This is a genomic window from Limnochorda sp. (assembly GCF_047459355.1).
Taxonomy (GTDB): Bacteria; Bacillota; Limnochordia; order Limnochordales; family Limnochordaceae; genus Limnochorda.
Genome location: NZ_VSCV01000003.1, coordinates 118,735 through 132,479 on the forward strand (window position 1 = coordinate 118,735; position 13,745 = coordinate 132,479).

The 13,745-nt window shown below is 69.3% G+C and carries 14 protein-coding genes; 8 read left to right on the forward strand and 6 right to left on the reverse strand.

From position 1 onward, the window contains the following. Positions 1–2: 2 nt before the first annotated feature. From FWJ67_RS02670 to FWJ67_RS02690, 5 genes are read right to left on the reverse strand one after another with little or no spacing between them, the layout of a single operon-like run. Positions 3–776 (reverse strand): ABC transporter ATP-binding protein, encoded by a 774-nt coding sequence (locus tag FWJ67_RS02670; RefSeq protein ID WP_304172402.1) that lies wholly within the window; start codon positions 774–776, stop codon positions 3–5. Beyond that, the gene (locus FWJ67_RS02675; protein ID WP_304172404.1) at positions 763–1,539 is read right to left on the reverse strand and encodes an ABC transporter ATP-binding protein; all 777 of its coding nucleotides are present in this window, start codon (positions 1,537–1,539) and stop codon (positions 763–765) included. The genes FWJ67_RS02670 and FWJ67_RS02675 overlap by 14 nt, the downstream gene beginning before the upstream one ends. Continuing rightward, entirely contained in the window at positions 1,540–2,733 is a 1,194-nt protein-coding gene (locus tag FWJ67_RS02680) for an ABC transporter substrate-binding protein (RefSeq protein ID WP_304172405.1), read from the reverse strand. 26 nt (positions 2,734–2,759) lie between these two features. Beyond that, positions 2,760–3,623 (reverse strand): branched-chain amino acid ABC transporter permease, encoded by an 864-nt coding sequence (locus FWJ67_RS02685; RefSeq protein WP_304172406.1) that lies wholly within the window; start codon positions 3,621–3,623, stop codon positions 2,760–2,762. Between the two features lie 19 nt (positions 3,624–3,642). After that, positions 3,643–4,596, reverse strand: a complete 954-nt coding sequence (locus FWJ67_RS02690; RefSeq protein WP_304172407.1) for a branched-chain amino acid ABC transporter permease — start codon at positions 4,594–4,596, stop codon at positions 3,643–3,645. A gap of 228 nt (positions 4,597–4,824) precedes the next feature. Between FWJ67_RS02690 and FWJ67_RS02695 the strand changes: the two genes are divergently transcribed. The 5 genes from FWJ67_RS02695 (at position 4,825) to FWJ67_RS02715 (ending at position 8,217) form a co-directional block, all read left to right on the forward strand. Then, on the forward strand, positions 4,825–5,232 hold the full coding sequence (locus FWJ67_RS02695; protein WP_304172410.1) for a hypothetical protein: 408 nt from the start codon (positions 4,825–4,827) through the stop codon (positions 5,230–5,232). 2 nt (positions 5,233–5,234) lie between these two features. Continuing rightward, complete coding sequence (locus FWJ67_RS02700; protein WP_304172411.1) at positions 5,235–5,651, forward strand: EVE domain-containing protein; 417 nt, start codon at positions 5,235–5,237, stop codon at positions 5,649–5,651. Then, a complete protein-coding gene (locus tag FWJ67_RS02705) occupies positions 5,648–6,628 on the forward strand; it encodes an NAD(P)H-quinone oxidoreductase (protein ID WP_304172412.1) in 981 nt (326 codons plus the stop codon). Before FWJ67_RS02700 ends, FWJ67_RS02705 begins: the two co-directional genes overlap by 4 nt. A gap of 319 nt (positions 6,629–6,947) precedes the next feature. Then, positions 6,948–7,805, forward strand: a complete 858-nt coding sequence (locus FWJ67_RS02710) for a MetQ/NlpA family ABC transporter substrate-binding protein (RefSeq protein WP_414481928.1) — start codon at positions 6,948–6,950, stop codon at positions 7,803–7,805. A 199-nt stretch (positions 7,806–8,004) separates the two neighbouring features. Further along, on the forward strand, positions 8,005–8,217 hold the full coding sequence (locus FWJ67_RS02715) for a hypothetical protein (protein ID WP_304172416.1): 213 nt from the start codon (positions 8,005–8,007) through the stop codon (positions 8,215–8,217). 19 nt (positions 8,218–8,236) lie between these two features. Here FWJ67_RS02715 and FWJ67_RS02720 read toward each other — a convergent pair whose 3' ends face one another. After that, complete coding sequence (locus FWJ67_RS02720) at positions 8,237–9,526, reverse strand: serine hydrolase domain-containing protein (protein WP_414482560.1); 1,290 nt, start codon at positions 9,524–9,526, stop codon at positions 8,237–8,239. Positions 9,527–9,807: 281 nt separating this feature from the next. On the opposite strand from FWJ67_RS02720, the gene aroA reads away from it, so the two are divergent. From aroA to FWJ67_RS02735, 3 genes are all read left to right on the forward strand, one after another. After that, positions 9,808–11,142, forward strand: coding sequence for a 3-phosphoshikimate 1-carboxyvinyltransferase (aroA, locus tag FWJ67_RS02725; RefSeq protein ID WP_414482561.1), 1,335 nt, complete (start codon positions 9,808–9,810; stop codon positions 11,140–11,142). Between the two features lie 159 nt (positions 11,143–11,301). Beyond that, positions 11,302–12,522, forward strand: coding sequence for an RtcB family protein (locus FWJ67_RS02730; RefSeq protein WP_304172422.1), 1,221 nt, complete (start codon positions 11,302–11,304; stop codon positions 12,520–12,522). A gap of 231 nt (positions 12,523–12,753) precedes the next feature. Beyond that, on the forward strand, positions 12,754–13,745 hold a 992-nt coding region (locus FWJ67_RS02735), incomplete at its 3' end, for a cache domain-containing protein (protein WP_414482562.1).

Here is a 13,745-nt window from a genome sequence, read left to right on the forward strand (position 1 = left end):
GTTTAGGCCCACCGGCGCCGGGGCCGGTACCGGCGGTACCCTTTGACGGAGGGCTCCTCCATCCCGCCCAGGTAGAGGGCCTGCACGTTGGGGTTGGTGGCCAGCGCCTCAGCCGTGCCTTCCAGCACCACCCGGCCCGTCTCCAAGACGTAGCCGTAGTCGGCGACCCGCAGGGCGAGATGGGCGTTCTGCTCCACCACCAGCAGGCCCGTCCCTTGGGCTTGGATCTGCCGAAACGCGTCGAAGATCTGCTCCGCCACCCGGGGGGCCAGGCCGATGGAGGGCTCATCCAGCATGAGCAGGCGGGGGCGGCCCAGGAGGGCCCGGGCGATAACCAGCATCTGCTGCTCCCCCCCGGAGAGGAGCCCGGCCTGCTGCTTCCGCCGCTCGGCCAGCACGGGGAAAAGCCCCTGGAGCCACTCCAGGTCCGCCCGCAGGGCGGGGCCGGGCCGCCGGCCGTAGGCTCCCAGGCGGAGGTTCTCCTCGACGGTGAGCTCGGGGAAGACTCCCCGCCGGTCCAGGACGTGGGCCAGGCCCAGCCGGGCGATGGCCTCGGGCTCCCAGCGGGTGATGGTCCGGCCGGCGAAGCGGACCGTCCCCTTCTCGGGCTGGTCCGGGATGAGGCCGCTGATGGACCGGAGGAGGGTGGTCTTCCCCGCACCGTTGGCGCCCAGGAGGACCACCACCTGCCCTTCCAAAACCTGGAGGGAGATGCCCCGGAGGACCGTCATAGGCCCGTACGCCGTCTCCACGTTGGCCAGCTCAAGCAGGGCCACCCGCTCCACCTCCCAGGTACGCCTGGATCACCTCCGGGTGGCGCTGGATCTCTGCCGGCGGGCCCGACGCGACCACCCGCCCCCGGTCCAGGACCACCACCCGCTCGGAGGCCCGCATCACCAGGTTGAGGTCGTGCTCCACCAGGAGAATGGCCGGGCCGAAGGCGTCCCGTACATCCTGGAGCTTGAAGAGGAACTCCTCCTTCTCTTCGGGGGTGAGCCCGGCCGAGGGCTCGTCCAGGAGGAGGAGGCTCGGCTCCTGGGCCAGGGCCCGGCCTAGCTCCACCAGCTTCTGCAGGCCGTAGGGCAGCGCGCCGACCGGGACCGCCCGGGCCACCTGCAGGTCCAAGAGCTCCAGGATCTCTTCCACCCGCCGCCGCTGGGCCTCTTCATCCCGCCACCAGCGGGGGGTGGCCAAGAGCGCGTCGAGAAGGCCGGCCCGCACGTGGCTGTGGCGGCCCAGGAGGAGGTTCTGGAGGCCCGTCATCATCCGGAAGAGCTCGATGTTCTGGAAGGTTCGGGCCAGCCCCAGGCGGCTGATGGCATCGGGGCTCAGGCCGACCAGCTCCCGGCCCCGGAAGCGGATGCTCCCCGCCTGGGGTTGGTAGAAGCCTGTGATGCAGTTGAAGAGGCTCGTCTTCCCCGCGCCGTTGGGTCCGATGAGGGCGACGAACTCGCCGGCGTGGACCTCCAGGTCCACGCCGGCCAGGGCCTGAACGCCGCCGAAGGCGAGGTGGAGCCCCCGCACCTCCAAGAGCGCCATCTAAAACCCCACCGGGTAGGTGATCCAATCGCTGATGACGACCGCCCGGCCGTTCTGGATCTGGGTGAGGTAGATCCGGTTGATCCCCTGGTGCCGGTCGGGGCCGAAGGTGACCTTCCGGATCACCTCGCCATCCCAGTCCTGCAAGGACTCGATGGCCTCCACGAAGCTCTCCCGGGTCAGGTCGGGACCGGCCCGCCGGAGGGCCTCCACGAAGGGCTCGACGAAGGAGATCCCCGCCAGCGCGTTGTACGCCATGGCCCGGAGGCTGGGCTCCCGCTGGGCCACCCGTTCCAGGGCTGCGGCCACCACGGGATCCTCATCGGGTAGGGGGAAGTAGCCGGCGCTGATCACCCCTTCCCACGCCTCGCCGGCCAGGGCGGTCATGATGGTGGCGTCGCCCAGGGTAAAGGTAGCGAGCCGGTGGGGATGGTAGCCGATTCGGGCCATGGCTTGGGCGATCATGGCGCCGTGGTTGGGCGTGGCGTAGATGATGACCGCATCGGCCCCTGAGCTCTGGAGCCGCTGGGCGTGGGCAGCCAGGTCGGTATCGCTCACCTCGTAGGGGACCTCCGCCACCAGCCGGGCCCTGTCACCCAAGCGGGCGATCTCGTCCTGAACACCCTCCAGGCCCGCCAGGCCGTACTGGTCGTTCTGGTAGAAGACGGCCAGCCGTTGGGCGCCCAGGGTCTCCACCGCGTAGCGGGTGAAGATCCGGGCCTCTTCGTAGTAGTCAGGGTAGACGGTGTAGACGTACCGGTTGCCCGGGTAGCCGATCCAGATGTGGGAGTCGATGGCCGGCGTCATCCAGAAGAGCTCCTGCTGGTAGGCGTAATCCCGCACCGCGAAGGCGTTGGCCGAGCCGATGATGCCCACGATGGCGAAGACCCCCACCCGCTCCGCCAGCTCCCGCACGTTGGCCACGGCCCGGGGCGGCAGGTAGGCGTCGTCCCGGATCTCCAGCCGGATGGTCCGCCCGTGGATGCCGCCCGCTTCGTTGATGAGGTCCAGGTAGGTCTTGGCAGCTATGGCTGTGATCCCCCACGCCGCGGCCGGCCCCGAAAGGGGCGCGGAGGTGCCCAAGATCACCTCGGTGGGGGTGACGCCCCGGACCTGGGCCGACAGGGGCGCGGCCCCCCACGCGACCATGAGAGCGACCAGGATCGCCGCCACGAGCCTCGGCAACCGCTCCATCCATCCTGCACTCCTTTCCATCAGGTCTAGACCCGCCGCTGGAAGACGCGCCCCAGGAGCCCCTCGGGCCGTACCAGCAGCATCACCACGATGAGGGCGAAGGAGAGGGTGGAGACGAACCGGAGGGAGACGTACCCGGCGAAGAGGCTTTCCATCACCCCCAGCAGGAGCCCGCCCACGATGGCGCCGGGAACGCTGTCCAACCCCCCGAGAACCGCCGCGGTGAAGCCTTTGAGAAAGGGCGTCAGCATGAAGTAGGGGTGCAAGAAGGTGACGGGGGCGAGGAGCATGCCCGCGGCCGTGCCCAGAAGGGCCGCCACCCCCCAGGTGAAGGCCAGGAGGCGGCGGGTGGGGAGCCCCAGGAGCCGGGCAGCCTCCGGGTCTTGGGAGTAGGCCCGCATGGCCAGGCCCACCCGGGTCTGCTGGATCAACAGGTAGAGCCCCGCCATCAGCACCAAGGCGATGACCAAGCTGCCCAGGGTAAGCTGGCTGATCACCGCGCCGCCCAGGCGGTAGGTGACCACGGAGGAGAGGGGGAAAGGGAAGGGCTTGCTGTCCGCGCCCCAGACCACCAAGGCGGCTCCGCTGAGTACCTGGGAGAAGCCCAGGGTGAGGACCACCTGCCCCAACAGAGTCGCCTCCTTCACCTGCTGGAGCACCCCGAAGGAGAAGGCGGCGCCGAGAGCCGTCGCGGCCAGGAGCGCGACCGCCACCGCCCCGGGGAAGCCCAGGGGCCGGCTGAAGGACCAGACGAGGAAGACGGCCACCATGGCCAGGTCGCCATGGGCGAAGTTGAGGAGCCGGGAGGTGCGGTAGACCAACACAATCCCTAAGGCGATCACTGAGTAGAGGGCGCCGGTGGCGATGCCGTTGAGCAGGTACTGCAGCACCGGGCTCCACCTCCCGTCCTCACAGGGGCCAGCTCTTGAAGTACCGCCGGATCTTGAGCCAGCGGCCGTAGAGGCCCCAGGGCTCCACGATCATGACGGCCATGATGATGAGGCCGAAGACCAGAGGCAGCCACTGGCGCAAGCTCGAGAAGAGGTAGGGGATGGCACCGATGAGGAGCCCGCCGAGAATCCCGCCGGGGATGGTGCCCAGCCCGCCCACCACCACCATGGCCAAGAACGAGACCGATTCGACGAAGGTGAACATCTGGGGCTCCAGATACCCGATGAGGATGGCCGCCAGGCCCCCGGCCACCCCGGCGTAGAAGGCGCTCACCCCGAAAGCAAGGGTCTTGTACCGGCGGAGGTTCACTCCCGTGGCCTGGGCGGCCAGGTCGCTCTCCCGGATGGCGATCCAGGCCCGGCCCACGTGGGAGCGGGTCAGGTTGTAGGCGGCCAGGATCAGGAGCAGGCCCACCCCAAGGACCAGGAAGTAGACGGCCCGGTCTCCGGTGAGCGGCCAGGGGCCGAGGGCCGGCCGGGGCACAAAGAGGCCGATCCGGCCCCCAGAGACGGCGGGCCAGTTGGTCAGCACCTGGTGGACGGCGATGCCGAAGCCCAAGGTGACGATGGACAGGTACGGCCCGCTGAGGCGGAGGGCGGGCAGCCCCACCAGGTACCCGGCGGCGGCCGCCCCCAAGCCCGCCCCCGCCAGGGCGACGGGCAACGGCAGCTGGAAGGTGACCAGCCCGTGGGCGGCGCCGTAGGCGCCGATGGCGAAAAAGCCCACGTGGCCCAGGGAGATCTGGCCCGTGTAGCCGACCAGGAGGTTGAGGCCGACCGCGACCAGGGCCTGGATCACCAGATGGGTAACCACGTAGACCAGGTACCCGGAGAGGAGAAAGGGGAGAACCGCTAAGGCGGCGGTTAAGGCGATGACGGCCAGCCAGCCGCTCCAGCCTCGAACCAGCGCCATCTCCTCGCGGTAGCTGCGTCTGAGGTCCATAGCGCCCCCGATACGGCCCTGCTGCGGCCACGGACGGATGATGATCATCATCATTCTCCGAGTTCCCAGGCAATTCCTGCAACAGGAATCATGCCTAAGACGGAGACTCGAGAGAAGGCGCAGCCTGAGCTATAATGCCAGAGAATGGCACCCCAGGCGTCTGGGTGGTCCGCGTCCGAACGGGCAGGAGGGATGCCTATGCGGCCGACGGAGATCCGCAAGCCCCGGTGTTTCCTGGTGTACGCCCTGGCCCCCGAGGGGATGAGCCCGGCCGAGGCCAACCGAACGCTCAATCTCTACGTGGAGGATCCAGCCCGGGGGCTCAGCCTCTACCATGACCACTTCATCGGCGAACCGGGCGGGGTGGTGATCTTCTACGTGGAGACCCCCGAGCAGCGGGCGGCCTTGGAGGACCCAGGCCCCCTGGCCGGGTGGCGCCTGGAGGTCCGGCCCTTGATCTTCGCCCGGAGCCCTGGCGCCTTCGATGAGCAGATCACCTTCACCTTGAAGGCGTACCGGTCCGCGGACTGGAAGCACTTGCGCCGGGTGAACAGGCCCCAGTATGGATGGTCTGAAGAAGAAGCGGAGCTGGCGAGGGAGGTTTGAGGGTGGCCTTTTGGCTGCTCAAGACGGAGCCGGAGGAGTACGGGTATGCTGACCTGGTCGCGGCGGGCCGCGACCGTTGGGACGGGGTGAAGAACCCCACGGCCCTTAAGCACCTGCGGGCCATGGTGCCCGGGGATCAGGCCTTCATCTACCACACGGGGAAGGAACGGGCGGTGGTGGGCCTCGCCGAGGTGGTGAGCCACCCCTACCCCGACCCGGAGGCCGGTGATCCCCGGCTGGTGGTGGTGGACGTGGCGCCCAGGGGTCGGCTGGCCCAGCCGGTGCCCCTGGCCGCTATCAAGGCCGATCCCGCCTTCGCCGGGTGGGAGCTGGTCCGCATCCCCCGTCTCTCGGTGATGCCTGTGTCGCCCGAACACTGGGAGCGGATTCTCCAGATGGGCGGGGGTCTGGCTCCATGATGGCGGTGGTGGTCACCGAACCCGGGGGTCCGGAGAAACTGGCCCTCCAGGAGGTGCCCGATCCCCAGCCGGGCCCAGGGGAGCTCCTGGTGCGGGTGCGGGCGACCGCCCTCAACCGGGCCGATCTCCTCCAGCGTCGGGGTCTCTACCCCCCGCCGCCGGGAGCGCCGCCCTACCTGGGCTTGGAGATGGCCGGGGAGGTGCTGGCCGCGGGCCCGGGCGTCTCGGGCTGGCAGCAGGGGGACCGGGTCTTCGCGCTCCTGGCCGGGGGCGGCTACGCCCAGAAGGTGGTCATCCCCGCGGCGATGGCCCTCCCCATGCCGCCCAACCTGAGTTTCGAGGAGGCGGCCGCCATCCCCGAGGCCTTTCTCACCGCCTACCGGAACCTCTTTGATTTGGGCCGGCTTCGGGCGGGGGAGACGGTCCTGATCCACGCCGGGGCCAGCGGGGTAGGGACCGCGGCCATCCAGCTCGCCCGTCGCGCGGGGGCCCGGGTCTTCGTCACCGCCCGCACGCCCGAGAAGCTGGCAGGGTGCCGCCAGCTGGGGGCGGAGCTGGCCTTCGACGGGCGGGAACCGGGGCTCGTCCAGCGGGTCCTGGAGGCGACGGGCGGCCGGGGGGTGGATGTGATCCTGGAGCTGGTGGGGGCCTCCTTCTGGGAGGAGGACCTGGCCATGCTCGCTCCCGGGGGTCGGCTCCTCCTGGTGGGACTGATGGGTGGGAGCCGGGCCTCCCTCGACCTCCAGCGTGTGCTCCAAGGGAACCTGCAGATCATCGGCTCCACCCTCCGCTCCCAAAGTCCGGCCCTCAAGGCTGACCTCTCCCGCCGGTTCTGGGCCGACTGCCAGGAGGCCTTCCAGCGGGGGGAGCTACGGGCGGTGGTCGACTCGAGCTTCCCCCTGGAGCGGGTGGCCGACGCGCACCGGTATATGGAGGCCAACAAGAACTTTGGCAAGGTGGTGCTCCGGGTCCCCTGATCCCCTCCCCTCCGGCCCGGGGGAACCTGCCTCGTCAAGCGCCTCCAACCCTTCAGGAGCTGGAAAGCTTCTTCCCACCATGTCTACCGCCATCCCCCCTTGATGGATCATAATGGTCGCGTCACACCCTCAACCCTCCGCCTGCCAGGCCGGTCCGGCCTTCCCCGTCGAGCAGGCAGGGCGGTACCACGGATCAACACCTCCCTGGCCGCATCCACTGAAACCAATTGGTTTTCATGGAATGAAGCAGGAAGACCGGGCCCGACCGGGAACCTACTGGAAATCATAATCCTGCGCAGACGCTGAGGAGGATGATTCCATGACGCGCCGTGTGGAGGCGGCCCGCCGGGGGCTGGTCCTGAGGCCGTCGATTTGGGGGCAAGCTCGGGTGCTGGCAGCCACCCTGGTGCTGTTGGCGGCCGCGGTTCTCTTCGCTGGCCCGGGCGGGGCCGAGGAGGAGGTCCTGCGGGTGGGGGTGACGCCGGGCCCTCACGAAGAGGTGATGGAGGTGGTCCGGGACCTGCTCCGGGAGCAAGGGGTTCGGGTGGAGATCGTCACCTTCGCCGACTACGTCACCCCCAACCTGGTGCTGGCCCAGGGCGAGATCGACGCGAACAGCTTCCAGCATGAGCCCTACTTGACCCGCTTCGCGGCGGACCGGGGCTTGGACCTGGCCGTCCTGGCGCCCACCCTCAACTTCCCCATGGGTCTCTACTCCCGGTGGTACCGGTCGCTGGACGAGGTTCCCCCGGGGGCGACCGTCGCCATCCCCAATGACCCCACCAACGGAGGGCGGGCTCTCCTGCTCCTGGCCGATGCGGGGCTGATCGAGCTCGCCCCGGGGGTGGACCTGGAGGCGACCCCCTTGGATGTGACGGCCAACCCCCGCCGGCTCCGGATTGTGGAGCTGGATGCGGCCCAGCTGCCTCGTTCCCTTGAGGATGTGGCCCTGGCCGCCATCAACACCAACTACGCCATCGAGGCAGGGCTCAACCCGGTGCGGGACGCCCTCTACCTGGAAGGGCTCCAATCCCGGTTCATCAACGTGATCGCGGTCCGGAGCGAAGACCTGCATCGCCCCGTCTTCCAGAAGCTGGTGGAGGCGTACCATTCGGAACAAGTTCGCCAGTTTGTGGAGGAGCGATTTGAAGGGGCGGTCATCCCGGGATGGGAGTAACCGCCGGGCCTCTGGCCCCCGGCCGCCCGGTCCCATCAGGGGTGGCTGTCCGGCCCAGCGGGTATCTTACAGGGTGTGCATCCCCCCGGAAGGCCGTGTTGGTTCGGCCTTCCATTTTGTGCTAAACTCAAAACGAGCAGGTGCGGGCAGGAGGCTGGCCATCACCTGCGACGATCGAGAGGGCTAGGGGGTAGAGGCCATGAAGATGGAAATTGTTCATGAGCAGTTGAAGCGCTGGGGCGAGCTGGTCATCCGGACCGAGGGCGGCCAGACCTTTGAGCTCCACCTGGGCGACACCACCTTTGACTACGAGAAGCGGGTCTTCAGCTTCCGGGCCAGCGGCGCCGAGTTCGTCATCGACGGCGACTGCGTCGAGTCCATCGAGATGCACTTCAGCGGCGTGGAGGACTGAGCCCGGCCGACCAGCTTCCTCAAAGGCGGCGCAGGGGCACGCCCTCGAGCGTGCCCCTGTCGGTGCCGGCCCCAAACTCCCCTTCCGCGGGGGCCTTGACGGTGCTGGTCTCCGCTTCCGGGGGAACCGGCAGCCTGTCGATGGCCGCCTGCATCTTGGCCACCAGACCCAACTGATCGATCACCGACAGATTGCTTAGGATCACCAGGGTATAGCCCTTTTCCGCATGGTGGACGGCGACGGCCGAGTAGCCGGCGATGGTGCCCGTGTGGCCCACCAACGGCTGGCCCGCCACCACCAGCTGCCGGAGCCCCAGGCCGTACCCCTGCTGTGCGGGCACATCCTCATCGGGAGCGGCCACGAAGGCTTGCATGGCCGCCACCGCCCTTAGGGGCAGCAGCTGGCCCGTCATGAGGGCGTGGAGGAACCGGGCCACATCGTGGGAGGTGGCCAGAACGGCCCCCGCCGCGTGGGCGCCCGTCTCCATCGCAATGCGGAAGCGGGCCATGTTCCGGCGGCCCAGCCGGAAGAGGCTCTGATCGTACCCCGTGGCCACCGGCAGCCGGTCCGGATAGGTCAGGGCGAAGGTGGCCTTCAGGCCCAGCCGGCCCGCCAGTTCCTGGACCAGCTGGCCGTAAGGCTGGCCCGTCACCGCCTCCAGGATGAGGCCCAGAAGCAGGTAGTTGGTGTTGGAGTACTCGTGCCGGGAGCCCGGAGGGAACTTGAGCGGCCGGTTCCGGATCACCGCGAGGAGTTCCGGCGGCTCCCAACGCTTCCAGGGCTGGCCGAACCAGCGGAAGAGGAAGAGGCCGTCCTCGGTATAGCTGGGCAGGCCGCTGGTGTGGTTGAGGAGCATCCGGACCGTCACCGCTTCGGCCTGGGGGAGGTCGATCCAGCGGGTGACGGGGTCGTCCAGGCCGAGGAGGCCCTGGACCGCCAGGTCCATGACCAGTGCGGCGGTGTAGATTTTGGTGACGCTCCCGACGTGGAGGAGATGGGCGGGGGTCATGGGTTGCCCGCTTTCATGATGGGCCCGCCCGGCCACCCCGGCCCACATCCGGCCGTCGGGGAGGATGAGGGTGGCCTGGAGCCCGACCCCCTCCAGCTCGGCGCTGGAGGCGTCCAGCACCTGCTGGAGGCCTTCACTGCCGGGGAAGCCGACCGCCGGTTCCAGGGACGGCTGGACCGTTGCCGGCCCTTTGGCCGGCACAAAGAAGAGGTAGCCAGTGTAGCCGAAGAAGGCCAGAGCGGCCAGCGCGACCAGCCCCAACAGGGCGCGCGCCGCCTGGGCCACGCCACGAGCAGCCACGTCGCGGCAACTCCTTTCGTGGAGCAGCCTCGTCCCAGGAGGACGAATACCTCGCGGTCAGGCTGGGAACGTCCCGCAAGCGCCTTCGGCCTCCTGGACCCTGGGCCATTCTGGGCAAACATACCACATGTTCGGAGTGGTTGTCATCTGGGAGCGAAACGGTGATCACCGGCCGCGAGGGTGGTCCGGGAGCGCGAGGGTGGTCCGGAAGGGGCCGGGAGGCTTGCGCCCCTGCCGCCGGTGGGCGAGAATCAGGCCAAACGAGACGAGGAGGGAGCGCGGTGCGCCGGCCAAGTTCCGGGCGGTCTCCCTGGGCGCCGCCCCACCACCGGGCGGTGGTGATCCACCCCCCCACCGGGCCCATCGATGGAAGGGTGACCGTCCCCGGTTCGAAGAGCCTCACCAACCGGGCCCTCCTCTTGGCGGCAGTGGCCGAGGGGAGGTCTCGCCTGGAAGGCGTGCTCCGGGCCGATGACACCTACTGGTGCGTGGATGGCCTGCGGCGGTTGGGGGTCTCGATCACGGTCGAGGGGGATGGGGTGACGGTCGACGGGTGCGGCGGGCGGTGGCCGGTCCAAGAGGCGGAGCTCTTCGCCGGTTCCGCGGGCACGGTGGCCCGCTTCCTGCCGGGGCTGCTGGCCGCCGGGCCGGAGGGCTGCTGGCGGCTGGACGGCACCGATCAGCTCCGCTCCCGGCCCCTCGCTCCGCTGGTGGAGGGGTTGCAGCAGCTGGGCGGGCGGGTCGCGGCAGGCCCGGGGGGCGGACTGCCCCTGGAGATCCGAGGCGGCGGGCTTCGGGGCGGGCGGGTCCGGATCCCGGGGAGCACCTCCAGCCAGTTCCTTTCCGGCCTGCTGCTGGCCGCGCCCTTGGCCCGGGAGCCGGTGATCCTGGAACTGGCCGACCACCTGGTCCAGCCGGCGTACGTGGCCATGACGGTGGAGCTGATGCGCTCCTTCGGCGCCCGGGTCGAGCAGGCGCCGGACCTGAGCTGGTTCCGGGTGGAGCCGGGGCCCTACCGGGCGGTGGACCACGTCCTGGAGGCGGACGCCTCCACCGCCGGCTACTTTCTGGCCCTGGCTGCGGCGGTTGGGGGCCGGGTGCGGGTGGCCAACGTGGGGACCGCCTCCCTCCAGCCCGACGCCCGGCTGGTGGATGTCCTGGAGCGGATGGGCGCCCGGGTGACCCGGGGCCCCGGCTTCCTCCAGGTAGAGGGAACGGGTCGCCTCCGGGGCGGGTTTACCGTGGACATGCGGCCCATGAGTGACCAGGCCCTGACCGTGGGGGTGCTGGCGGCCTTGGCCGATGGGCCCGTTACCGTCACGGGGGTGGGGCACATTCGGCGGCACGAGTCGGATCGGATCGCCGTCCTCCGGGCCAATTTGGGGAACCTGGGGATCCGGGTGGATGAGCACCCGGACGGGTTCACCGTCCACCCCGGCGCCCTGAAGCCGGGAACCGTCGATCCCCAAGACGATCACCGGGTGGCCATGGCCTTCGCCCTGCTGGGCAGCCGCCTCCCGGGCCTTCGGATTTTGGATCCCGCTTGCGTGGCCAAGACCTGCCCCGCCTACTTTGAGATCCTGGCCGGCCTGGGGGTGCCCGTCGCCTTCGCGTGAGGCGGCCGGGGCGTCCCCGGCGGGCCTCCTTCTCCCTGGGGGAGGAAGCCTGCCGCACCTCGGGAGGGCCCTGTCGGAGAGGACCGCCTCCTGACCTGGGGAAGACTCCCGCTGTCGGCGGGGAGGCGTGAGGATCAGCGACGTTCCAGGAGGAAAGCGATGCCGTATCAGGTAATCGAAGGCATTCCAGTCTTCGGTGAGCCGGAGGCTCAAGCCTTGGCCCAGGCCAAGATGTGCGCTCGGACGGGTAACGTCGTGGGTGTGGCCCTGATGGCCGACCACCACAAGGGGTACAGCCAGCCCATCGGAGGCGTGGTGGTCTACGAGCCCGATCAGGTAAGCCCCTCGGGGGTCGGGTTCGACATCGCTTGCGGCAACAAGGCGGTCCGCACCCGCCTCACCTACCCGGAGATCGCCGGGGACCTGCCGCGGCTGATGGATCGGATCTGGCAGGAGATCTCCTTCGGCATCGGGCGGAAGAATCCCAAGCCTGTGGACCATCCCGTGCTGGACCACCCCCTTTGGCGGGAGGAGAAGTACCTCCGTCCCCTCCACAAGATGGCGGTGGAGCAGCTGGGGACTGTGGGCGGAGGCAACCATTATGTCGATCTTTTCGTGGAGCGGGTCACCCAGCGGATCTGGGTGGGGGTCCACTTTGGCAGCCGGGGGCCGGGCTTCCGGATCGCCTCGGGCGTGCTCAACCTGATGCACGGCCGCCCCTTCGATCATCCCCGGGCGGGCGAGCACATGGACGCGCCCCCGGCCATCCTGGATCTGAGGAGCGAGCTGGGCCAGTTCTACTGGGAGGCCATGCACTTGGCCGGCCAGTTCGCCTATGCCGGCCGGGATTACGTCGTGGACCAGGTCCTCCGCATCCTGGGAACGGAAGCGGACCTGGAGGTGCACAACCACCACAACTTCGCCTGGCGGGAGGAAGTAGACGGCCAGGAGGTGATCGTGGTCCGCAAAGGGGCCACCCCCAACCGGCCGGGCCAGCTCTCCTTCGTCGGCGGGAGCATGGGTGACATCTCCGTCATCTTGCGGGGTGTGGATTCGGAGGAGGCCCGGGCCTCGTTCTACTCCACCGTCCACGGCGCCGGGCGGGTCCTCTCCCGCACCCAGGCTGCCGGCAAGTGGCGCCGGAAGGGCGGGCGGCGGGTGCGGGTGGGCGGGATCATCGACATGGATGCGGTCCGCCGGGATCTGGCCCGCCGGGGCATTGAGCTCCGGGGCGGCGGCGCCGACGAGGCGCCCGCGGTGTACCGCCGCCTCCGGCCCGTCCTGGAAGCCCACTCGGGCAGCATCGAGATCCTGCACGTGCTGGAGCCCATCGGCGTGGCCATGGCCGCGCCCGATGAGTACGACCCCTATAAGGATTAGGCCCGGAGCTAGGCCCGGGGCCAAACTGTCAGAACGTTTCCAGTCAAAAAAGGGTTCTCCCCTCCAAAACGGCTTGATATCGGGCCAAACGGGGCTGAAGGCCTCCCTCGGCGAGACCGATAACTTACCGCGGATGCTCAAGTCCTTGCCAAAGAAGCAGCAACGGGTCTGGATCGAGGGATGGGAGGCGATGTCGACGTGAGGCCCGATGGGACTGGCCAGGAGCATGGGTTGAGACGGCGGGGCTTCCGAAGCCTGGCCTTGGAGCTGGCCATGGCCATGTCGTTGATGGCTCTGGTGGCCAGCGTGGCGAGCGGGGTCCTCGGTTACCGGTTCGCCTCCAGGGAGCTGATCGACCAGATTGAGCGGTCCATGGTGGCCGAAATCGCCCTCCATGCCGAGGCGATGGCCACCGAACGGGAGGACGGACTCGCCCGGGTGGCCAGCCTGACCAACTCCTTCACCAGGCGCCTGGGGTTCCTGGTGTCGGACATCATGACCTACGTGGGGATTCTCTACACCGAGGTCACCGAGGGCGACGATTTCCTTGAAGTCCGCCTGGCCGGTCCCGATGGGCGCAGCCAAGGCATCAACCGGGCGGGTAATTTCCTCGATTACGACCAGTCCGGGAACCCGGTCTTCCAAGCGGCGCTTGCCGGGCAGATGGTGGTCGGGCGCTTCGAGCCTTACACCCTGCCCGACGGGCAGGAGACGACCGCCCTTGAGATCGCCGGCCCGGTCCGGGACAGCAGCGGCGAGGTGGTTGGGGTGCTCTCCGCGCTCCTCCCCGCCCAGCGGTTCCAGGAGCGGGTGGAGAAGTTCAGCCTCGCCACCGAGGGCAGGAGCCTGCTGGTCCACCGGGATGGCACCATCCTGCTGGCCGCGGGTGAAGGGGTCGTCGCCGCCCCCCTGTGGGACGACGCAACCCCCCAGGCGACCCGCCGCCAGTACCAGGAGCTCCTCCAGGCGACGGACACCACCAGCGCCGCCATGGAGCTGGGCGGCGACCGGCACGTGGTGGCCGTGGCCCCCGTTGCCGGCACCGACTGGCTCCTCTTGGTCCAGGTGCCTGAGCGGGTGGTGGTGGAGCCCCTCGGCGTCCTGCAGCGGGGTGTGGTGGTGAGCAGCCTGGCGGTCCTGCTGGTGTCGGCGGCCATCGCCTTCGTCATCGGCCGGGTCCAGGCGCGAGGCGTGGTGGAAGTGACCCGGGCCATGCAGCACTT